The following is a 23,785-nucleotide window of genomic DNA, read 5'->3' as shown; positions in this document are numbered from 1 at the left end:
TAATAACATATTAAAACAAAAACGGCGTACTAAAAAGTACGCCGTTTTTATTGTAATAAACTAACTCTTGAAAAGTTTATTTATTACGGTTTTCTTTAGCAAATGCACGTATTTTACGCTTTTGCGACAGTGTTACTTTATTAACACGACCAGCAAATGGGTTTTCACCTTCTCTAAATTCGATTTTGATAGGTGTGCCCATAATTTTAAGCGCTTTACGGTAATAGTTCATCAGGTAGCGTTTATAACTATCTGGTAAATCTTTAACTTGGTTACCGTGAATAACAATACGTGGTGGGTTATAACCACCGGCATGCGCATATTTCAGCTTAACACGACGACCACGAACAAGTGGCGGCTGGTGATCGGCTTGAGCCATGTCCATAATTCGACGCAGCATTGCAGTACTTATACGTTTAGTAGCTGATTCATACGCTTCGTCAACAGACTCGAATAAATGACCAACACCTGTACCGTGTAGTGCAGATATAAAGTGTAGGCGTGCAAAGTCAATAAAGCCTAAACGGCGATCGAGCTCTGATTTAATACGATCTTTAACGTAATCGTCTAAGCCATCCCATTTGTTCACTGCAATTACCAATGAACGACCTGAGTTAAGAGCAAAGCCTAATAAGCTTAAATCTTGATCTGAAATACCATCGCGAGCATCAACAATCAATAACACAACGTTACAATCTTCGATTGCTTGAAGCGTTTTAATGACAGAGAACTTTTCAACTACGTCGCTTACTTTTTTACGCTTACGAACACCTGCGGTGTCAATTAACACATACTCTTTTTCATTTCGAGTCATCGGAATGTAGATAGAGTCACGTGTTGTACCTGGCATGTCGTATACAATTACGCGATCTTCACCCAGTATACGGTTTGTAAGCGTTGACTTACCAACGTTAGGACGACCAATAATCGCAAGCTTTACAGGTTTGTCTGCAAATGCCTGGTGATCGGTATCGCTGTCTTCATCTTCTTCGTAAAGATTAATAAGCTCTTCGTCATCGCCTGTTACGTCTTCGTCTTGTGCAGCTAATTCAGCAATAAGCGGCTGAAGTGTTTGCTCAAGTAATAACGTAATACCACGGCCATGCGATGCAGCAATGTGATGAATTTCACCTAATGATAATTGGTAAAATTCAGCACAGTTTGAATCTGCATCAATACCATCGGTTTTATTGGCAACAACAAAACACTTTTTATCTTGTTTACGCAAGTGATTAGCAATTGCTTGGTCAGCTACGGTCATACCTACACGAGCATCTACTAAAAACAGAACAATGTCAGCTTCTTCAATAGCTAGCAGAGATTGATCTGCCATTTCGATTTCGATGCCTTCTTCTGAGCCATCAATACCGCCCGTGTCTACCACGATAAATTCATAGCCATCGTAACTAGCTTGGCCATATTTTCTATCTCGTGTTAAACCTGGAAAATCGGCTACGAGTGCATCACGAGTACGTGTTAAACGGTTAAATAATGTGGATTTGCCCACATTGGGTCGCCCAACTAGAGCGATCACGGGAAGCATAAACTACCTCTTTAAAAAACAACAAAAGGCTTCGCAGTGCGAAGCCATAATACCCAAACAACGTGATGATACATGTTTCAGAGCTATCACAGATTTTTCAATACAAGGCGTGACAATGAAGGAATGTAGTTACCTTTTGAATTGTCACAACACAGTAGTGAAAACTCTGTGAAGCTCCCTAGGGCAAGATTAAAAAGCATTTATACTGCGTTATTGATTTTGTAAAGGGGAACACCATTCACTGTAATCAATGTCTTGCCTAAATGCTTTTTATCTCTTGCTGAAATCGCGTATCCTCAAGTGGTTTGGGTATGAAAACCATATGACTATTAGTAACTTAGTTTGGTATTTTTACCATACTAACTTCACCATCACGGGTGTATAAAATTAGCTTATCGTCGGCAACAACTGGCTCAACAAAAAAGCCCGAGCTGTCAAAGTCTTCACGAGATACTAGCTCGCCAGTTTCTTTATTTAGCCAATGTAGGTTACCTTCTTGGTCGCCTAAAGCTAAGTGGCTACCTGCAACTGCAGGGCCTGTTAGGTACCAACCGCGTAGAGCGGGTTGGCTCCAACGTTCAATACCTGAATTTTTATCTAATGCGTAAATAACACCATCGCTATCTACTAAATAAATTGTTTGTGCATCCATCGCAATTTCGCGGTAGCTGCTGTACTCGCGTTTCCATACAACATTGCCAGAGCGAATATCTACAGCGGCTAAGTTGCCGTTGTAAGCTATAGCGTAAGCGTATGGACCGCTAATAAGTGGTTGAGTGTCTACGTCAACTAGGCGTTCAAATTCTGATGCGCCTTTAGCAACCGCAATTTCTGCGCTCCATGCTGAGTAACCACTGTCTGAAATTAATACGCTTAGCTTGCCTGTTTCAAGGCCTACTAATACACCACCGTTAGCAACGGTTGGCGAGCTTTGTCCGCGTAATGTTAGTGGTGGAACTTCTTGTTCAAAGCTCCAACGCTCTTCGCCTGTATCTGGGTGAAGGGCTAACAATTTACCAGAGCCTAAATTTACAAATATTAAGCCATCGCCTGCTGTTGGTTTAGACAGAGATTCGCCTGGTACGTTTTTACGCCAAACTTCTTCACCAGTTTCGCGATCAAGAGCAATAATAAAGCCGTGTTCAGAACCAATATAAATTTTACCATAGGCTTGCAAAATACCACCTGATAATTTTGCATTGCCGTTGTCAGCCCAAGGCCAAAACGATAAATCTTGGCGTACATCGGTTTCCCATTTTGTATCGCCATTATCAAGCGAAAGCGCTTCTACTTGGCCTTCGCGGCTAGCAACATACACAGTATCTTTGTAAACTGCGGGTGTTAAACGAGAAAAATAATGCTCTACGCCATCACCTACAGATTCTTGCCAAACAACGTCAGTTTCAAATTGGTTTACAATTTCAGGAAGTACTAGTTCATCTTCATCATCACTTGATGAACAACCCATCAATGTTGCCATACATAGGGCAAGGGCTGCTGTTGTAAATTTTTTCATGCCTAAAACCTTATGCCGCTGGGCTAGTTACTGCTAGGTCATCTAACTTAATTTGTAATAGTGGGTTACTTGTTAATCCACCCGCATCTATTGCTGCTTGGTATGCAGTACGTGCTTGATCTTTATTACCTTGCTCAGTGTAAATATCGCCTTTAAGCTCGGCCACGTTTGCATTGAACGCTTCAGGTAATGGTGCATTTAATGTTGTTAATGCATCGTCATATTTAGTTTGCGCAATTTGAACACGTGCTAAACGTGTAATCGCAATTGCTTTTAATTCTGTATTTGGCGTATTAGACACAACCCAGCTTAGCTTTTCGCTTGCTACGTCTAGTTTTTTCGCTTCTACTGCGTCTTTTGCAGCAACGAATGCAGCAAGTGTTGCGTAGTTTGTGTCTTTATTTTCGCTAATAAACGCATCAGCTGAAGATAATACATCGTCGCTTTCAACAAGCGCTGTATATGAATCTGATGCTTTTTCAGCGGTAGTAATTTGGTTTTGGTTATATGCTTTCCAGCCATATAAGCCACCTAGGCCAACAAGTATACCTAGCGCAAGTGAAATGCCGTTTTCACGGAAAAAGCGTTTAATGGCTTCTGCTTGTTGTTCTTCTGTTGAATAAATATCCATTCTTACCTCTAATGTTCGCTTAGCCGTTAATAAGCTCAGCTAATAGCGCTTTAGCTTGTTCTAATTCTAATGTGACTTGTTCTTTACGCTCGCGTAAATACTTGATAGTCACAACGCCTTTTTCTAATTCATCTTCACCAATAATCACTGCAACAAGTGCATCGCTTTTATCAGCACGTTTTAATTGTTTTTTAAAGTTGCCGCCGCCCGCATGTACCATAACGCGTAAACCCGGTACGTCTTTACGTAGTTGCGCTGCAATTGCAGGAGCTTGAATGCTTGCTTTGTCGCCCATTGCTGCTAAATATACATCAGCATTACGACGAATGTCACCTACACACTCAAGTGCTTGTAGTAATAATACTAAGCGCTCTAGACCCATTGCAAAACCAACTGCTGGCGTTGCTTTGCCGCCAAGTTGTTCAACTAAGCCATCGTAACGTCCGCCAGCACATACAGTGCCTTGTGCACCTAAACTGTCGGTTACCCATTCAAATACAGTGCGGTTGTAGTAGTCTAAACCACGTACTAACTTTTCATTAACCGTATATGAGACGCCAGCAGCGTCTAAACGTTCACATAAATTTGCAAAATGTTCTTTTGATTCAGCATCTAAATTTTCAGACAATTTAGGCGCATCAGTTAAAATTGCTTGTACGTCTGGGTTTTTGCTATCAAGTACGCGTAATGGGTTTGAATACATACGACGTTTTGAGTCTTCATCAAGCACATCAATGTGTTGCTCAAGGTAGGCTACTAACGCATCACGGTAATCTGCACGCGCTTCGTTAGACCCTAAAGAATTTAGCTCCAAACGAACGTGCTCAGTAATACCAAAAGCTTCCCATAGTTGCGCTGTTAATAAAATAACTTCTGCGTCTATATCTGCTGTAGCAATACCAAATGTTTCTAAACCAAATTGGTGAAACTGACGGTAACGACCTTTTTGCGGACGCTCGTGACGAAACATTGGACCCATATACCAAAGGCGTTGTTCTTGATTATATAGTAAGCCATTTTGGTTGCCAGCACGTACGCATACTGCGGTGCCTTCTGGGCGAAGTGTTAATAAGTCGCCATTGCGATCGGCAAAGGTGTACATTTCTTTTTCTACTATATCGGTAACTTCACCAATAGAGCGTTTAAATAAGTCGGTTGATTCTACAATAGGAAAACGAATTTCTTGATAACCGAACGATGCTACTGTCTCGCGTAAAATGTTTTCTACTTTCTGCCAAACTTGTGTATCGCCCGGCAGACAATCGTTCATACCGCGAACTGCCTGAATTTGTTTTGCCACTGATAAATCCTAAATGCTGTTTTTTTGTGTAATGAAAAATGCTTACACAACAAGAATGCTAAAAATTGACCCGCCATTATATACCCAAACCACCCCAAGATGCGAGTTTCAGTTGGAATTAAAAGCGATTTAGGCAAGGCATTGATTGAAAGTAATAGTGGTTCTATTGTTAAAATCAATAACGCAGTATAAATCGCTTTTAAACCAACCCGTTGGGCGGTTCACAGACACTTACTCTCATCGTTGTTACTTTTTAAAAGGGATTGCCATTCTTGCAAAGTAACGCCTTGATATTAAGAGCCTGTGAAACGCTGAATTCTGTATCTTGGGGTCGTTTGGGTATCCACTAGCTATAAAGGTAAACGGCAAACCACGGGGTTTGCCACCTTAAACGGTATTTATTCGACTATTTTTATGTCAATCGGTGTTTGGTTCTGCTTTTTCTCTATAAAGTCGCGTACATAACCTTCAAGCTGGTCAACAATGTTGTTGTTATCAATGCGCGCTTTTTGGCGTTCGCCATTTATATACAAACCAGAACGACGATTTGCACCGGCAAGCCCTATATCACTCACAAGCGCTTCACCTGGTCCATTTACAACGCAACCAATTACCGAAACTGACATAGGTTCGATAATATCCTCTAAGCGCTCTTCAAGTTGGTTCATGGTGCTTACTACATCAAACTCTTGGCGTGAGCAGCTAGGGCAGGCAATAAAGTTAATTCCACGCGAACGAATGCGCAATGAATTTAAAATGTCAAAGCCTACTTTAATTTCTTGAACAGGGTCGGCAGCAAGTGATACACGCAGGGTATCGCCAATACCTTCGGCTAATAACATACCTAAACCTACTGCAGATTTAACAGAGCCTGAGCGCATGCCGCCCGCTTCGGTAATACCTAAATGCAGTGGTTGGTCTATTTCTTTAGCGAGTAAGCGATATGCACCTACCGCTAAAAATACGTCAGACGCTTTTACTGATATTTTAAATTGGTCAAAATCAAGGCGGCGCAATATATCTACATGGCGCATTGCTGATTCTAATAAGGCTTCTGGTGTTGGTTCGCCGTATTTTTCTTGTAAGTCGCGCTCTAGTGAACCGCCATTTACACCAATACGAATAGGAATGTTATGCTCGCGTGCAGAATCGACCACAGCTCTAATACGCTCTTCGCTACCTATATTACCCGGGTTTATACGCAGGCAATCAACGCCGTATTTTGCCACTTTTAATGCTATACGGTAATCAAAGTGAATATCGGCTACTAGCGGAATAGTCACTTGTTCTTTAATACTTTTAAACGCTTGCGCAGCGTCCATAGTCGGTACGGATACACGGACTATGTCGGCACCTGCATCTTGTATTGCCTGTATTTGTGCAACAGTTGCATCAACATCCATGGTGTCGGTGTTGGTCATTGATTGCACTGCAATAGGGGCGCCATCACCAATAGGGACGTTACCTACATTGATTCGGGTGGATTTTCTGCGTTTAATTGGAGATTCTGAAAACATAGCGACTACTCTGCTAGTGGTAATGTAAATTTGGCTAAACGGTTTTGAGGAAATGCAGAAACATCTACAGGTTCACCGTTTAAAGTAATGTCTACAGCGTCATGCTTACCAAGCACAACTGAAAAAGGAGGCGTACCGCTTACGGTCATAATGTAGCCTGCTTTTTTAACACCGAATGCTATTTTTTCGCCTTCGCCGTCGTAAATTTCAACCCAACTTTCGCCATTAAAGTTCATGACAATTGTACTGCTAGCATCTTCTTGACTTGCGCTGTTAGAAGCAATAGGAGCCGTTTCTTTAACTATTTCTGGGCTTGTTGATGTTTCACTAGACGTGCTTTGTGATTCTAATAATGATTCATCGTCAATTTCGGCTTGTTGCTGTTGCTCTGAAATACTGGGTTGAGCGGCTTGGCGCTCGCTCATTTTTGAGTTGGCAACGTTTATGTTACTCGTTTGCTCTTCAATAGGTGTCGCGTTTTGCCAAAACCATAAAGCAGATGAGCCAATAACAATCGCTAAAATTAAATAGCTAAAAAACATTAAACGACTGTCGTTTGCTTCTTTTTCTGTACGGCGTGAAAAACTCTGCATATTAGCGGGTTTAGCCGGCTCTGGTGGGGCTGGCATCATTGCTAATATAGGTGCGCTATCTACTTTTAATTCACGGCAATAGTTTTTTATATAGCCTTTAACAAAAGTAATAGGGCCGAGTAATGTAAATTCATCATTTTCAAGGCGTTTAATTTGAAGTTCAGACAGCTTTAACGGTGCAGCAATAGTCGCTATGCTAACGTTCGCTTGTTCTCTGTGATTTTTTAATATCTGGCCTACAGTTGGCTGTTCGCTCTGTGTTTGCGTATTTTCTTCATTCATAATGTGTATGAGTCTGGATCCACTAGTAAAAGTTTGTGCCCTGGTTTTAGTGCTATATCAGGACTTAATTTATTCCATCGCATTAATTCATCAATTAATACATGCCGCTGGGTAGCTATATCGTAAAGGGAATCACCAGCTTTAATTTCGTAATAAATATTTGGATCGTTTAGGTATATTTTACTTCCATTCATTACCCGATCCGACTCTTTTAGACCATTCCATTGCAGGAGCTTTTGTAGTTTAACATTGTATCGCACCGAAATGCTAAATAGGTTTTCGCCAACAGCAATTACGTGAAATGGCACGCGTAAAGGCGATACTTTAGGGTTAAGCATTGGGAGCTCTGTTTTTTGTACTGCTTCGTAACTTTTAAATTCAATATCTGCATCATTTTGATAGCTGCTATTTTCAAATACAGTTGTATTTTTAGTCGCTTCGTAGAATACCACGTCACTACTATTTTTTTGAGCGGTAACTGCAGGAACTGAATTACTATAGTTACTAGTTTGCTGCGAATTAAACTGGCCTGTTTTAGGTGCGCCAAACGAAATTATTGTAACTTCGCCATTAGCTTTAGTTGGTTGCTTTGCTGCTATAGCTTCTTTTTGAGGTTCGTAAACGGGCTTAGCTTTTTTAGGTGCAGCTACTACGGAATCTGCAGAGTCGTGCTCAGTAGTAAGTGCAAGCATAACAGCCGATGTATCGGTAGGTTTGCTTGGCGCTACGACTTTAGGAACTTCTTCTTTTTGAGTTGTTATTTGTTTTGCTATTACGGCTGTTTCATCGGCTTCCTTACTGACCGTGTTTTGTACCGCCTTAGCTTGCTTTTCTCTTACTATAACTGGATTTACATCTTGGTTATTTGCTATTGCGATCTTTTTATCTGTTTTTTGCTCGTCGTTTGTTACCAAGCTTGTTGAACCGTCTTGTGGTGAACGTTTCTTTCTGATTACTTTTATTTTTGGTTTTGAACTAACGTGCGCGCCGCTTTCGTCATTTTTTAGTTCTTTTAACTGCGCTTTACGGTATTTTTCTCGCAGTATTTCAAACTCATTAAAACGTGTTCTTTTCTCTTTTAATGCATAGGCTTCGTTACTGCTAGAGTAAGTTTGTAAAATAGTGCTGGAAATTTTTTCAGCCTCTTCTATTCTGCCCATTCTGTTTTTTACAAGGTAGCTAAGCATTAATGCGCGAGAAGATACTCGACCTGTGCTTTCGTAGCGTTTTAAAAGTTCACTGGCTTTGTATAAGTCACTTTTTGCGTAATACAGCGCTGCTAAACTAATTAACGTAGATGTACGCTGAGAGCTGTGATTAAGTGCCTGTTGAAAGTAACTTTCTGCATTTTCGAAATCATCAAATTCAATAGCACACAAGGCTAAATTTTCGTAACTTTCGGCAACGCGAATATAGCTTGGTACTTCAATGGCTTTTAAAAATTGATCCGTAGCACGATCGTATTCATCAATGCCACATAAAAACACACCGTAGTTATTAAGGGTATTAGGGTCGTCAGGCTTTATTTCGAGTGCTTTTTGGTAGGCTTTATCAGCTAGCGGGTTTTCGCCTACTTGTTGATAGTAATAAGCAAGAGAGTAATGTACTTCAGGTAGGTCAGGAGCGAATGCAGCTGCACGTTCTAAATTGTATTTGGCTTGAGAGTTATTACCCGTTTTTAAATACTGTAAGGCTAAAGCAATTCGTGTTCGTGCTGCGCCAGTATTATTAATTTTATTTTCGACGACGGGCTTATTACTGCCGTTATAACTACTTTCGCTAACACAGCCACTTAAGGCAAGTGTTGATAGTGTTATAGCAAGTATAGATCGCATTACCTTATCTCTTTATTTTTAGTCCATGGCGCCTATCTTACCTAAAACCTTTAGTCTTGCATCATTTATTTAAAAATAAACAACTTAACCACCCTACATGACTAATTCACATAGGGTGGCTACAGATTATGCTTGGTGGATATTAACGCTAATTGCGTTATCGTCACGCATTTTCTTTTTAGCTAAACGTTTAGTACGGTCAACTACGTCACCTACTAACTGTCCGCAAGCAGCGTCAATATCGTCACCGCGAGTACGACGAACAATACAGGTAACGCCTGCTGCTTGTAATACTTTTGAAAAACGGTCAATACGGCTATTGCTTGAGCGCGTGTATTCATTACCCGGGAATGGGTTAAACGGAATAAGGTTTACCTTACAAGGTGTGCCTTTTAACGTTTGCACTAATGCATGCGCCTGATCGGTGCTGTCGTTAATACCGTTAAGCATAACGTATTCAACCGTTACATCTTTATTTGCTTTTGAGCCATCGATATAACGACGACATGAGGCTAAAAACTCTTCAATAGGGTACTTTTTATTAACTGGCACTAAAATGTCACGCAGCGCGTTATCGGGTGCGTGAAGTGAAATAGCCAGTGCTACGTCAATTTTCTCTTTTAGTAAATCAAGTGCAGGTACAACGCCTGAAGTACTTAATGTTACGCGGCGCTTAGATAAACCAAAGCCCCAATCGTCCATCATTAGTTCCATTGCTGGCACTACGTTTTTAAGATTAAGTAAAGGCTCGCCCATACCCATCATTACAACGTTAGTTACTGGGCGCTTTTCGCTATGACCATCAAGGCCTATATCTTTAGCTACACGCCAAACTTGACCAATAATTTCAGATACTTTTAAGTTACGGTTAAAGCCTTGTTGAGCAGTAGAACAAAAAGTACATTCAAGAGCACAACCCACTTGTGATGATACACATAACGTAGCGCGCTCTTTTTCAGGGATCCAAACGGCTTCTACTTCTTGGCCGCCTTCCAGAATAAGTGCGTACTTAATAGTACCGTCGCTTGCTTGTTGGCGCACAGTGATTTCTGGCGCTACAATTTCGCACTCAGCTTTAAGTTTTTCTTTAAGCTTTTTATTTACGTTGCTCATATCGTCGAAGTTATCTACGCCAAAATGATAAATCCATTTCATCACCTGGTCACTACGAAACGGCTTTTCACCGAACGATGCAAATAGCTCGCGCATTGCTTCTCGGTTTAAATCTAATAAGTTAATCTTTTTTTGCTCGGTCATGAAACAACCTCAATCGGTGACGGTGGAGATAAAATTTACGAGGACGAATTGTACACAATTCACTCACTTTAATCATTAAGTAAAACATCATGAGTTTCTGATTAATACTTTACGTAATGACTAAAAAAGGGCCCGAAAGCCCTTTTCAATATGTTAACGAATTCGAATTAACGAGTACGTGAACAAAGCTCTTCGTCAGCGAAGAAGTACGCGATTTCGCGAGCAGCAGATTCAACAGCGTCAGAACCGTGAACAGCATTTTCGTCGATGCTATCAGCGTAGTCTGCACGTAAAGTACCAGCTAGTGCTTCAGCAGGGTTAGTAGCACCCATGATTTCACGGTTTTTAAGAACAGCGTTTTCGCCTTCAAGAACTGTAACCATTACTGGACCAGATGTCATGAAAGATACTAAAGCACCGAAGAAAGGACGTTCGCTATGTTCAGCGTAGAAACCTTCAGCTTTCTCTTGTGAAAGGTGAACCATTTTAGCTGCAACGATTTTAAGGCCAGCAGATTCGAAACGGTTGTAGATAGCGCCAATGTGGTTTTTAGCAACTGCATCAGGTTTTACGATTGAAAAAGTACGTTCTAAAGCCATCTTTATGCTCCAATAATTTTAAGTAAAAGTGTGAATATTAACGGGCGCGAATTATACGCGTTTTAAGTGAAAAATCCTAATTTTATTAAAAACCAGTTTGGTTGCCGTTTTGTGATCTCGATCAAATACAAATTATTGACCGCATTTATACTGCCGCGCTTCTGTTTACTTATTTGTTAATGACTAATCTGAATTCTGCTTGGGATAGATTTATTTTTCAGAGTTCAGGTTAACTACTTATGCAACTGGCTTAAACCCAGTTTGATGTATGGAGCGCACATGTCACCCGTTATTTCTTCAATGCCTTTTATTCCTGAATTACTATGCCCCGCAGGCAGTTTAAAAAACATGCGCTACGCTTTTGCTTATGGCGCAGATGCGGTTTATGCAGGGCAGCCTCGCTATAGTTTGCGTGTGCGCAATAATGAGTTTGACCTTGATACTCTGCAAGTAGGAATTAGTGAAGCGCATGCGCAAAATAAAAAGTTTTATGTGGTGTCTAATATTGCGCCGCATAATGCCAAAGTTAAATCGTATTTACGTGATATAGAACCTGTTATTGCGATGCAGCCCGATGCGCTGATTATGTCAGACCCTGGTTTGATTATGCTTGTTCGTGAAAAATGGCCAGCCATGCCAATTCACTTATCGGTACAAGCAAATGCGGTAAATTACGCGAGTGTACAATTTTGGGCAAAGCAGGGAATTGAACGCGTTATTTTATCGCGGGAGCTGTCGCTCGAAGAAATAACCGAAATACGCACATTCTGCCCAGACACCGAACTTGAGGTATTTGTACATGGTGCACTATGTATGGCGTATTCAGGACGTTGTTTACTCTCTGGTTATATAAATAAGCGCGACCCAAATCAAGGCACGTGTACTAATGCATGTAGATGGGATTATGATGTAAAACCTGGGGTTGAAAACGAAACCGGCGAAATGGTGCATAAAATTGACCCAAAACAGGTTATTCCTACACTGGGTGAAGGCGCGCCAAGTAACGATGTATTTATGCTAGAGGAACAAGGCCGCCCTGGTGAGTACATGCCTGCATTCGAGGATGAGCACGGCACCTATATTATGAACTCAAAAGATTTACGCGCTGTGCAATACGTAGAGCAGTTAACAAAAATGGGTGTACATAGTTTAAAAATAGAAGGGCGTACTAAGTCATTTTATTATGTAGCGCGCACAGCACAAGTTTATCGCAAAGCAATAGACGACGCAGCTTCGGGTAAACCATTTGATACTAACTTATTTAAAACACTCGAAAATCTAGCACATCGTGGTTATACCGAAGGCTTTTTAAAACGCCATGCCCATCAAGATTATCAAAATTATGAATACGGTCATTCGGTATCAACTAAGCAGCAATTTGTGGGAGAAGTACTTGAGCGCTGCGAAAATGGATTAGTTGAAATAGACGTTAAAAATAAATTTTGTACAGGGCATTCACTCGAACTCATGACACCACAAGGTAACATTACTTTTAAGCTTGCATATATGGAAAACAAAAAGGGGGAAAGTATTAGCGATGCTAAAGGCTCTGGTCACATTGTAAAAATACCGCTAGATGAAGGCATCAACTTAGCGCACGCTATTTTAATGCGTAATCTTGAGGAACACCAAGATACTCGTAATCCATTTAAACAAGCTGTTTAGCTACAGCTGAATATAGTTTTTTCAAAAAACTCGGGGTTATAAAAACCCCGAGTTTGCGACTTTATTTAAAATAATATTAATTATTTTTCAAGTTGCTTTAGCTTATCTCTTCGCTCTTTACGTTTTTGTTTTAATGTTTTGCTTGCATGTTTTTTAGGTTTTTCTTTACTCATTACAAATAACTCCAATTAAATATATAAAATTAATAAATAAAAATTGAAATAATTTACTCTATATTTCCTCCTTAATATTAATGGCTATTATTTCCCAAAGGTGGGATTCCCCAGCTTCTTTATATTCAATAATATGATTTATTTTATGCCCTAAAAGAGCGACCCCAAGAGAAGAGTGAAATGATACGTCACTAATAAAGTGCTTTCGTTGGCTTGGAGGCACTAAAGTTATACGGCGCTTAAAACCGGTGGTTATATTTTTAATAACCACCGTGCTATTAATTTGTACATGCGGATTGAATTTTGACCAAGGCCGCTGTGAATACTCGACTTCTTGTAGTAAATACGCAAGCTTCAGCGGTTGTAATAGTACAGCTGCGTCTGTGAAGTCATTTTTAGACAGGAAAGGTTTTTTACGCTCGAACAGAAAAGAAAGCACGGACTAATCCCTACAAAAACTAAATCGAATTTAAATATATAAAGGTACAGTGTAACTGCCGAGTGTAAGGGTTACACTCGGCTTAAATTCCGAAGGTGGTATTTGTTTTTAGCAGGTATGTGATTAAAGTAAACATATTATCCTCTTTGTTTAAATCAATCATATTGAGTTTAAAAATAAAGTCAATTGAGTTTTAGGTTAAAAATATATTGGCGATAAAATGACAGTTTAAAACTGTTTTTTTATGTTTTTATAAATTCGTTTTTTTTCACTAAATTGTTGTTATTTCTGTGTGTTAGTTGCTCACTATGTGATTGAAGCTAAGCGACTAAATAGTTAAGTGCTATTTATGGGATCTATAGTGCCACTTATGGCTATTTATAATATTTATAGATTAAATATACTGGTGTTGTTGTTTATTAAAGTGTAATTGTGTGGCTAGTATTTTATTATGTGAAGTCTAAGCTGCTTATTTTATAGAGTAGAAGCTAGGTATCGGGTAACGCTTTTGTAGTGGCTACGTGTTTTACAGCTGAACCTTTATGTAATAGTCATGCATTCAACAATGTTAAATAACCACTTTTTATTCAGGTTTATCGAAGTAAATTATAAAGGGTCTCATTTATATGTGGATAATTTTTGCATTACTCGCCACTGTTTTTTTTGGTGCGCGAGGAATAATGTACCAATGGACGTCACAAAAAAAGATTAATCGTAATCTATTATTATTCGGTGTTTTTTTTGTGGGATTTATAATTAGTGCGCTAGGTACTGTGGTGTTTGAGCACACATGGTACGGCTGGGCTGATATTACGGTTGGGCTCGCTTTAGGTTTTGGATCTTTTGCGGCTAATGGGTTTTTGCACAAAGGGTTTTCGGTTGGGAAAGCGTCTTTAATTAGCATCCTGTCGGGGTTAACGCCTTTATTTGTACTTTTATTTGCCTTTTTATTATGGAAAGAAACCTTAACTGTTATTCAATTAATCGGCTTTTTTATTATTTTTGGCGGCCTTTATATTATTCGCTACTCCAGCGATATCTCATTAAGTAATTTACAAGGCGCGCAATGGGGATTACTCGCGGCACTGTCTTTTGCATTTAATGATTTAATGGGTAAGCAATCTACACTTCTTGAGGCGGATACGTTTGCAACTTTAACGTCTATGTTTGGTTTTGGTAGCTTTCTTTTTGCCGTTAGTTGGTTAGTAAAGCGTAAAAAAATGCTAGCAGAGCAAGGCTCTTCTCAAGCGTATTGGTCTGCCGGTAAAACATTTTCGTGCGGGTTACTTATTGGTTTAACAAATGTAGCTGGCATGGTTGCAATAATATCGGCTTTTGCTATTGGTAATACAGGGCTAGTTTCAGCGATTTCAGGTATGAATATTTTAATTATTTTGTTGTATTCACGCATCGTTCTAAAAGAGTCTTTTACACGCCAAGAAGTTATAGGATTAACAACGGCATTTTTAGGTGTAATTGTACTAAGGCTTAGTTTTTAAAAGATGAATTAGCTTAATTACTTTGCTGTGAAAAGCCTACACTGCTACATTTTAGTGAAGTGTTGCAGTGTATGCTCTATAAGTAATCGCACTCGATAAGGGATTTGTTTTCTGTCGCGATAAAGCATAGAAAATGGCTGCCCTTTGCTTTGCCAATCAGGAAGAATGTGTTTAAGCTCTCCGGCTTTAATAAGTGGTAATGCTATATAATCAGGGATGTAGCTAATACCCACACCAGACTCAACTGCTTGTTTCATCATTTGAATTTCATCAACTTCCAATCGAACATGTGTGTTTGGATTAAAACTGTACTCTTCACTCGTTTGCTGATTTTTTAATTGCCACGGTACCAACCCAACGCACGTAACTTTTGGTTGCTCTTCTAATTGCTTAGGATGAGTGATGGATTGATAATCATGATTTAAGTGAGCACACAATACATTATGAGTAAGCTTTAGTTCTCTAATAACCCAATTATCAATAGCAGGGTTTCTTACTCTAAACGCTATATCAATCCCTTCTTTTTCAATATCAATAAGGTTATTTGAAAAGCGTAAATCTAGTTGAATATCGGGATACTGCAGTAAAAAATTACAAAAAATAGCACTTAAAAAATGTTTACCTATGTAAATGGGTGCGCAGATCCTAATTTTCCCTTTAGGTTGGTCTTTCTCATCACAAAGTGCTTGCTCTATACACTCTACTTCATCGAACAGTTTACGATAGCGATCGTAATATAACTCGCCAGTATGCGTAAGTGTAACTCGATGGGCATCTCGATTTAGTAACGTTAATTGAAGTGCTTGCTCTAATAAACGTATTCTACGGCTCAAAGTTGATAGTGACATATCAAGGCTTATTGATGCTTTTTTAAAGCTACCTAATTTTACTATGGTGCAAAAGTAACGTAAATCATCGAGAGAATAACTAGCTGCCATCAGAACTACTTTATTGTTTAGGATGTAGGCAATATTAACAGCGACGCTTTAAAATTTCATTAGAGAAGCCAGAAGTTTTTATTGATAAAGATCAACAAAGAAAAAGTCAATAAAATGCATAATTTAACGCTGTTAATCATATAATTTAAAATAAAGCAGTAAATGTTCTATTTTTTCATTTTTTGTTTTATATGAACTTTAATTGGAAAGGCTAAAAAGTGGCTCTACTCATAAATAGTAAATGCATTAACTGCGATATGTGTGACCCAGAGTGCCCTAATGAGGCTATTTATATGGGCGCGAAGATATACCAAATAGATGCGAATAAATGTACTGAGTGTGTAGGGCATTATGATAAACCTACTTGTGTAAGTGTATGCCCTATTGACTGTATAAAGCCCGATCCTAATAAGCGTGAAAGTTTAGATGAGCTGGCTGATAAGTTTGTGCTGCTAACGAACTTATAACTTGTTCAGGTATTTTGCTAAGCCGCTTTTTACTATTGGCTAAAAACTATCTACATTACTTATTTAGCTTGTAGTTAAAGTCCGCTGTCATACATTTTTAGTTTCAATCAAATCTTATTACCTTCATTAATTATCAATTATATTGTGTTACCTTAAGGCTTTATAAACTCAAGTATTAATCTAAGTTTTAGATTGCATTCTATAGGAGTCTATTTTGCATATAGGTATTAACGCTATTCAGGCTGTATCTTCAAAACAAGCAATATTTATTAATGATGAGTGCCGAGTATTTGTAATTGGCGATCTTGATGGTGATTTACCTGCCTTAAAAAACGCACTTAATAACGTAAATTTTAACCCTGAAAGAGATACTTTGTTTTGCCTAGGCGATTTTGTTGATCGCGGGGATAAAACATATGACTTATTTACATACTTACAAGCCATTAGGGCATGTATGATATTAGGTAATCATGAGCATTTAATGTTGGAATCATTATTAAGTAATGATAAAGCGGCTTTTAAATTATGGACTGACAATGGTGGCAATTGGCACAAGTCGGTATCGAGTGAAAAGCTCAATGTTATGTGCGATGAGTTACTAACTAAACCTCTTTCAATAGTACTTGAATATCGCGGTTATAAAATTGGGTTGTCTCATACATTTGCCCAATCGTGGGATTGGGAAAATTACCCTGATGATAAATCGGTGATTGTGCAATCTCTATTGTGGGATCGCGAAGTAGTTAAACAAAATAAGGTAGTTAAAAGTCATGGAGTCGACTTTTCAATACATGGACATAACTCAACTAAAGCACCTTTCTGGGTGGGTAATAGCTATCATATAGATACCAATTATTATGGTGGAAAGCCTACACTCTTAGAACTCTCTGATGTTATTAATAAATTAGAGAAGTAGTATAAAGTTCGTTGGTTGTTGACCTCATATAAGTTAATTTTCAGTAAAGTACTTTTTTTGCACAATACTAAGGATGCTAAGCGTGGATATGTGCTTTAAACAAATGATCAGAAAATTATAACTATATAAATACTGAATAGCTGCGGTATAAACTTTTTTGGGGCGATTTCTACTTTTTACAGAGATTAAATTATCCCCAGTTTGAAAAATTTAACCATTAAAGAATAGCAGTTCTTTAATGGTTAAATTTTACTGAAGGAGCTATGTAGATTTTAAATTACGGAGTAAATAGCTGTTTATTTTGTGTAAGTAAATATACAAGCTCCGTTATAACCCATAGATCATCTATATTATTCTGCTATAGCTACTTTCTCAGTCCAAGCTTCTGGCATGTTAAGTGCGCCAACCGCTTTTACCATACAGCGAATTTCTTTCCCAGATTCTTCACTCGTAATATCGTAGGTATTAGTTGCGGTGTATGTTAACGGATAACCATCAGCAAACCAATAATAACGAATATCTGTAATATCTTGTAAATTAGCTTGGCAGATTATGGTGCCACCAACTACTTTTTCTCCTGTAATAATTGGTTTACTGATAAAGGATTCTGGGATTTTTATTATGTTTGATGTTTTTTGTAGTACTTCAATAGAGTCTATGGTGAAGTTTTCTTGATCGCTCGTCGGATTGCCATCGTAAGATCTGAGCGCATAGTCAAGTTGCAAATCAAGCCTTTCAAGATAGGTTGGTGCGGTTGGTACACGACCAATTTCAACCCACTTATCATTCCCAGCTTCATCTGTAATAGTCACATTTATATAAGTCATGTCATTATCAATAACAAATTCCCAGGTGTGATATTGGCCATCCCAAAATTCAAGACCACCTTCAATTTTGCTTTTTTGCTCCGTCAGCTCCCCCCAATATGCTTTGTAACTTTTATAACTAGAGTCATCTTTTGCAAATATGTTTGGTACGTGAGCATAGTGGTAATGAGAAGAAAGCCCGTTTAACCAAGCTCCATTTTTTCCATCGAATTCAAACCAATCTACTTCGATGCGGTTTGCTGTTCGCCAAAACAAAAAATCAGGATTATAAGACCAAAATGCTGGAAATAACCCCCCAGGCAAATCATTTTTGTCTATTTTAGGAAGCATACTACGAATGCGAAAAATTTTTGGGCCAGTCCAAGTATAGCCATGGCCAAGATCATTCACGCTATAAAAAGCACTTGCTTTCCATCTTTCGTTTTGTTTTCGTAGCAAAAGAGATTGTTTTTTTTCATCTTCTTCATGGGGATAAACATTAAATGTTTCACTAGGAGGCATCAGCTGAGCACTCGCGCCAACTGCCGGATTAAACCCAGGGGCAGACCAAAGGTCAGATTCACCACTAAAACTCGCTTTTACTCGGTTATTACGAAAGTCATCATAAAATACCCTTTCAAAGTCGTCTGTAGCTACACGTTCCCCACCACCATTAATGCGTACTTCAGAGGTATCAATAGAGCTTCCCCAAGCCGTCCATTCTTTTTCATTATGAATATAACGATAAGGGAAGTCTTCAGCATCCATTACAGGTCTAATATTTTTATATGGATGCTTGTTTGGGAGATCAATTGAAGATATTCCATTACTAAATAACGCTTTATTAGTACTAAGACGATAAGCAGCCCAGCCAGTCATTTTTTGAACCATAGCTTCTGATGGTTCAGTTAAACCAAATACTAATGAATCATATGCCCAAGCCATATTACCAATATCTTTATCGCCAATGTATGAGGAAGTATTACTAATCCACTCGCCTGAAAAGCGATCTGGTTGGACTGCTTCACTAGATATTAATGTACCATTTACGGAGGCGAACATTTGACCATAGCGGATCCCGGCAACAATAACATTCCATGTTTTACCATCTGCGACCACGCCATTTTTAGTGGTCATAATTCGTTTATCAAGACCATTCTTATTTAGACCGACATACTGAATACTTAGACCGTTTGTTTTGTTATACCAGACTTTAGGAGATGATTTATTTGAACCTTCACCATGATTAATATCTAATAAAATAGTTTCGGCATTATTACCTGTATTAGCATCGATCCTAAATGTAAAAAGCATCCATCTGTAATTCCATCTAGCATCGCGCTGACCTGGCATTATTAAATATTGCCCAGAATTCTCCGTAAATTCAATACCGTTTTTCTTTGTCGTTTTTAAAGGCTGAAGAGAAGAATTTGTTTGCGTTGCATTAGCTACAATAGTCCCGCGTGAAGGGTGATTTATCACATTACCTATTTCAGTGTCTTCTTGAAAATAAGCAGACATAAGCCACTCAGGAAAAAGGTTTAAAGCCCAAGGAACTTTAGTTGTGCTATCAATTGCCCGTTTGGGAATACGCAGCGATAATGGGAGTCGACCAGTAGTTTGCTCTAGTACTGTTACTTTACCGTCATTATTGGTGTCATAATTAGCATTTAGTTCTGGATATTTATTCCCAAGAAAATCAAGTAACAATTTACGTTCGTAGTCATCATATAAACCATTATCATCTAGATCAAAGTTAGATTTTGCACTATGGGCATTACTGTCATTAATAAACCAAATAATAAAAAATACAGTAATGATTAATTTAATATTACTTTTCATAAATAAGCTCCTATTCAAAGTTAATTTATTAGGAATATTCATCCAAGCGAGTATTAAAATACAAAACATTGAATAAACAACGATATATAACTAGTTATATTTAGTAGTGGTTTAGCGTGTGACTTAATTAAGACGATTATTAAAAGTAAAAACTCCTTTTCTCCCACTTTTAAAAGTGGTTCTTTAGTATTGCACCAATGATTTTTATCAGTCATAAAGTTCTTTAATTAACCTTAGTCTATATCTCTTAGAAGATCTACTTAGCATCCTTTAAAATAAGGAGCAGCTTAGATATAAAGGTGTGCTTTTACATGAAAACCTTTATTTAAGGTCATCTAAAAGTCGTAAAATTAATATCCTATACCTATCAGTCGTTCGCAATAAGGTATATCTAGTTTTGCTTAAACTTAGGCGTATTGTTATACACACCGCTATTTAAGATTGATCTGAGATGTTTAGTTTAAAAGTAGTTACATTAAGTTGATTTTTATCAAAGCGATTCCTCTAATTTTAAGCCCCCGTTAATAAAAGATTAAGTTTGGTTGTATAAAATTAGCAAAATTTTTTTCTTTGCGTCAATTTGATTGCTGCAGAATGATTAACTAACTTGCTTGAATCAACATAAGCAGCTTTAAACGGAATAGCACTTCCTATGACAGCACTTAACTATAATAATAACTCAGTACACGCTTTGTCTAAACTTTCAAAATCAACATTGTGTCTTTCTATTTTATCGGCGATAGGTTGCGCCAATGCATTCGGTGTAGAAATAACCGATGAAGCAAAAATAAAAAAGATATGGAAGTAATAGAAGTACGTGGTATCCGTTCAAGTATGGCCGAAAACTTAGATGTAAAACGTATGTCTGGCTCTGTGGTTGATGCAATTACCGCTGAAGATATTGGAAAATTCCCTGATAAAAACGTTGCAGACTCTCTTCAGCGTGTACCCGGTGTGGTAATTGAGCGTGACGGCGGAGAAGGTTCATCAGTTAGTATTCGTGGTTTATCGTCAGAACTTACCTTTACACAGCTTAATGGTAATTTTATTGCGTCTTCCCCGGGGGAGCCTTCGCGTTCGTTTGATTATGCTTTGTTACCGTCTTCAATGATTGAAAGCTTAGAGGTTTATAAATCGCCAGAAGCACGCTTAGATGAAGGTGGGGTTGGTGGTACTGTATTAATGCATAGCCGAAAACCTCTGAGTATGGATGCAAACTCAGGTGTATTTAATGTAGAGAGTACTTACGCTGATGTTACAAAAGAGTACGAACCGCAGTTTACGGGTTTATATTCATGGAAAAATGACGACGAAAATTTTGGTATATTAGTTGGCTATACATATCAGGAGCGAACAAACAGAACGCTTTCGGGCGGTACTGATGCCAATGTGTGGCGCTATAGTGGCACTGGGCAACCTACAGATATAAACGGTAACGCAGTTGATAACAATAATGGTTGGGATGTTATTAATGATGCAGGCGGTAATAGTTACGATGGTGTTTGGTTTCCGCAAGTTGTGCGAGGTTCAGTTCTTAACGAAAAACGTGAGCGCGAAGGAATTCAATTTAGTACGCAATGGCGACCAACAAATCGTTTAGAGCTTGGATTTAATTACTTTGGCTTTACACTCGGTCAAGACAGAACAGAATCTGTGATTGATATACCTGAGTGGTCTTTAAATTCTGATTTTTTAACTGATGTAAATCTTGATGAATCGGGAACTATTGTTACTGGTATGCAATACGATGCGATGGTAAGCGGAACTGAAAGTGATATGCAGTTTCCGTGGATGCGCGGCAGTTATGTACGTGAAGAATCTACCTCAGATACTTTTGATTTTAATTTAACCTATGAAGGCGATAATTTTAAAGCGCGTTTTGTTGTGGGTAATACAAAATCAGAAGGGGGGCCGGAAGAAAGCTGGGAAGCCGCATATAAAAGTTCAAACGCGGGCGAAAACGCCACTACTATTCAAAATGCAGCTCAAACGGCAGGCTGGTCACTCAACCAAAACAATGTGTCACTTAATATTGACCCTAATACATTAACTAACTTACAAAATGGAATTGGAGGCGGTCGTGATGCGGGCTCTTCAAACTCAAGTTTTGTACGCAGTGAGCTTGAGGAAGATTATTACCAAGCTGATGTGGATTTTTATGTTGATTGGGGCTTTTTAAAAACAATTAGAACCGGTGTTAAATACCGTAACTCAAGTCTTCATCGTGAAACTGGTAATACTTTCTTTTTAGATCCCAATTTCAACATAGCTGCAGGCGAAGCAAGCGAGCAAGGTATTACGCGTTTTGATAGTTACCAGTGGAATGGCGGTATGCCGTTAGCTCAAAATGTATTTACAAGTGAGAGCAATATAGTAGGCGGGTTTGATATAAACCAAATGCCAAGTATCGATTGGAACAAGTATCGCGATATGGTCACTGCTAATTATGTACCTTATACACGTATTGAAGATAACTTTGTTTACGATATAGAAGAAAAAATATCTGCTTTTTATATTCAAGGCGATTTTGAGTTTAGTGAAGTAAGAGGTAATTTGGGCGTGCGTGTTGTGCAAACAAAAACACTTACTTCATCTACTGACTTATATACCTACCAATTAGATCACACAAATGACGAAACAGGCGAGCCAGTAACGGGTGACGCACGCTTTGTAGAAGACTATCAGTTAGTCACTCAGCAAAACAAAGATACTCAAATATTACCAAGCTTTAATATAGCGTGGGATGCAACTGATAATTTAGTTATTCGTGGGGCAATCGCAAAAGTAATGTCTCGTCCTGATTACAGCGATTTAGGTGCGCAGCAGCGTATTACATTTGTATCGGACGAATGGTCAGATGATAGAGCTGCATTTAATGAACAGCCAGGCTTTAGCGGCAGTGGCGGTAATAAAAATTTGAAACCATTTGAATCAGTACAAGCTGATTTATCTATTGAGTATTATTACAGCGAGGGTTCTGCGGTTGGATTGGCGCTTTTCCATAAAAAAGTAGACAATTTTGTTGTGCCACTGGTAATAGATGCAGAGCAAAGCTTTGCCGGTAAAAATAATATAGTAGATGCAGGAACCATTAATATAGCTCCGTATAGTACTGTGGGAAATGGTACCGATGCAGTATCTAAAGGCGCGGAGATATTTATTCAGCATGCGTTTGATAATGGTTTTGGTTTTTTTGCAAACTACACCTATAACAAAACCAACAAAGCAGATGTAACAGTAAATGGTGAAGAGTTTGGTCAGTCGGCATTAATAGGTAGTGCAAAGTATCAGTACAATACCTCTGTTTATTATGAAGGTGACGCTTTTAATATACGCGCTTCATATAACAAACGAGGGGAGACAGTATTAGGCCTTAATAGTGGGTTAAATGTATATCAAGATCCGTACGAGCAAGTTGACGTTAATGCATCGGTTAATTTGTATGAAGGGCTAAGCTTAACAGCTGCTGTTATTAATTTAACTAAGTCGGAATCGGTAACGCGTTTAGGTGATGATACAGATGCACGATTACTTAACTCGAGCTATTCGGGTAGGCGCTATTACGCAGGCTTTAATTACAGCTTTTAATTAATGACATACGCAATATTTTATCGAAAGCCAACTGACTAACTTTAGTTGGCTTAACCTAACAGAGCTAAATAGTATAATTTTATGTATGCATATAGTTTTGCCGCTCATACATAGATTATTTAATAGGCAGAAAAAGCGTCGCAGCCCTTTATTTGTATAGCTTTCATACTAAATTCATTTAATTGTCGAAAAGCTGAAATAAAACATTGACCCCCGCTCGAATCTCCCTATAATGCGACCCCACTGAAACGGGAAACGCCAACGCATAGCGAGGCACTAACTACCTCAGAGAGTTAAATAAAACTTCGGTTTTAAATATTCTAAAAAGAAAATTTAAAACAAAGTGTTGACTCGAAAAATAAAGGGTGTATTATTC

16 protein-coding genes and 1 pseudogene are annotated in these 23,785 nt (G+C 38.5%); 5 read left to right on the top strand and 12 right to left on the bottom strand.

The window, feature by feature from the left end:
- Window positions 1-76 precede the first annotated feature (76 nt).
- The 9 genes from der to ndk form a co-directional block, all read right to left on the bottom strand.
- On the bottom strand, window positions 77-1,543 hold the full coding sequence (der, locus tag GQR38_RS18520) for a ribosome biogenesis GTPase Der (RefSeq protein WP_024592997.1): 1,467 nt from the start codon (window positions 1,541-1,543) through the stop codon (window positions 77-79).
- A 337-nt stretch (window positions 1,544-1,880) separates the two neighbouring features.
- Window positions 1,881-3,059: an outer membrane protein assembly factor BamB gene (bamB, locus tag GQR38_RS18515; RefSeq protein WP_007583433.1), complete on the bottom strand. Its 1,179-nt coding sequence runs from the start codon at window positions 3,057-3,059 to the stop codon at window positions 1,881-1,883.
- Window positions 3,060-3,069: 10 nt separating this feature from the next.
- A complete protein-coding gene (locus GQR38_RS18510) occupies window positions 3,070-3,690 on the bottom strand; it encodes a tetratricopeptide repeat protein (RefSeq protein WP_007583431.1) in 621 nt (206 codons plus the stop codon).
- A 19-nt stretch (window positions 3,691-3,709) separates the two neighbouring features.
- Complete coding sequence (hisS, locus tag GQR38_RS18505) at window positions 3,710-4,990, bottom strand: histidine--tRNA ligase (protein ID WP_024604284.1); 1,281 nt, start codon at window positions 4,988-4,990, stop codon at window positions 3,710-3,712.
- A gap of 398 nt (window positions 4,991-5,388) precedes the next feature.
- Complete coding sequence (gene ispG, locus GQR38_RS18500) at window positions 5,389-6,507, bottom strand: flavodoxin-dependent (E)-4-hydroxy-3-methylbut-2-enyl-diphosphate synthase (RefSeq protein WP_165722896.1); 1,119 nt, start codon at window positions 6,505-6,507, stop codon at window positions 5,389-5,391.
- A gap of 5 nt (window positions 6,508-6,512) precedes the next feature.
- Window positions 6,513-7,382, bottom strand: a complete 870-nt coding sequence (locus GQR38_RS18495; RefSeq protein WP_101216262.1) for a RodZ domain-containing protein — start codon at window positions 7,380-7,382, stop codon at window positions 6,513-6,515.
- Window positions 7,379-9,217 (bottom strand): type IV pilus biogenesis/stability protein PilW, encoded by a 1,839-nt coding sequence (gene pilW, locus GQR38_RS18490; protein ID WP_165722897.1) that lies wholly within the window; start codon window positions 9,215-9,217, stop codon window positions 7,379-7,381. Before pilW ends, GQR38_RS18495 begins: the two co-directional genes overlap by 4 nt.
- 126 nt (window positions 9,218-9,343) lie before the next feature.
- Window positions 9,344-10,474, bottom strand: coding sequence for a bifunctional tRNA (adenosine(37)-C2)-methyltransferase TrmG/ribosomal RNA large subunit methyltransferase RlmN (locus GQR38_RS18485; RefSeq protein ID WP_007583420.1), 1,131 nt, complete (start codon window positions 10,472-10,474; stop codon window positions 9,344-9,346).
- Window positions 10,475-10,641: 167 nt separating this feature from the next.
- A complete protein-coding gene (gene ndk / locus GQR38_RS18480; protein WP_007377442.1) occupies window positions 10,642-11,073 on the bottom strand; it encodes a nucleoside-diphosphate kinase in 432 nt (143 codons plus the stop codon).
- A 279-nt stretch (window positions 11,074-11,352) separates the two neighbouring features.
- Between ndk and yegQ the strand changes: the two genes are divergently transcribed.
- Window positions 11,353-12,738: a tRNA 5-hydroxyuridine modification protein YegQ gene (yegQ, locus tag GQR38_RS18475; RefSeq protein WP_165722898.1), complete on the top strand. Its 1,386-nt coding sequence runs from the start codon at window positions 11,353-11,355 to the stop codon at window positions 12,736-12,738.
- A 231-nt stretch (window positions 12,739-12,969) separates the two neighbouring features.
- Here the strand turns inward: yegQ and GQR38_RS18470 are convergent, their stop codons facing one another.
- Window positions 12,970-13,350 carry a GreA/GreB family elongation factor gene (locus GQR38_RS18470; RefSeq protein ID WP_165722899.1) on the bottom strand — a complete coding sequence of 127 codons (381 nt, stop codon included), beginning with the start codon at window positions 13,348-13,350 and terminating at the stop codon, window positions 12,970-12,972.
- A gap of 626 nt (window positions 13,351-13,976) precedes the next feature.
- On the opposite strand from GQR38_RS18470, the gene GQR38_RS18465 reads away from it, so the two are divergent.
- Window positions 13,977-14,849, top strand: a complete 873-nt coding sequence (locus GQR38_RS18465) for a DMT family transporter (protein WP_165722900.1) — start codon at window positions 13,977-13,979, stop codon at window positions 14,847-14,849.
- A 44-nt stretch (window positions 14,850-14,893) separates the two neighbouring features.
- Here the strand turns inward: GQR38_RS18465 and GQR38_RS18460 are convergent, their stop codons facing one another.
- Window positions 14,894-15,787: a LysR family transcriptional regulator gene (locus GQR38_RS18460; protein ID WP_165722901.1), complete on the bottom strand. Its 894-nt coding sequence runs from the start codon at window positions 15,785-15,787 to the stop codon at window positions 14,894-14,896.
- Between the two features lie 218 nt (window positions 15,788-16,005).
- Between GQR38_RS18460 and GQR38_RS18455 the strand changes: the two genes are divergently transcribed.
- Complete coding sequence (locus GQR38_RS18455; protein ID WP_010554958.1) at window positions 16,006-16,254, top strand: YfhL family 4Fe-4S dicluster ferredoxin; 249 nt, start codon at window positions 16,006-16,008, stop codon at window positions 16,252-16,254.
- Window positions 16,255-16,468: 214 nt separating this feature from the next.
- Window positions 16,469-17,170, top strand: coding sequence for a metallophosphoesterase (locus GQR38_RS18450; RefSeq protein WP_165722902.1), 702 nt, complete (start codon window positions 16,469-16,471; stop codon window positions 17,168-17,170).
- Between the two features lie 350 nt (window positions 17,171-17,520).
- Here the strand turns inward: GQR38_RS18450 and GQR38_RS18445 are convergent, their stop codons facing one another.
- Window positions 17,521-19,818: a hypothetical protein gene (locus GQR38_RS18445; RefSeq protein ID WP_165722903.1), complete on the bottom strand. Its 2,298-nt coding sequence runs from the start codon at window positions 19,816-19,818 to the stop codon at window positions 17,521-17,523.
- 652 nt (window positions 19,819-20,470) lie between these two features.
- Between GQR38_RS18445 and GQR38_RS18440 the strand changes: the two are divergent.
- Window positions 20,471-23,406, top strand: a pseudogene (locus tag GQR38_RS18440) (TonB-dependent receptor).
- Window positions 23,407-23,785 lie beyond the last annotated feature (379 nt).

The organism is Pseudoalteromonas sp. c7(2019) (assembly GCF_011378625.1).
In the GTDB taxonomy this organism is placed as follows: Bacteria; Pseudomonadota; Gammaproteobacteria; order Enterobacterales; family Alteromonadaceae; genus Pseudoalteromonas; species Pseudoalteromonas arctica.
The sequence above is the reverse complement of the archived record's forward strand: the minus strand, read 5'-3'. Positions and strand labels throughout refer to the sequence as shown.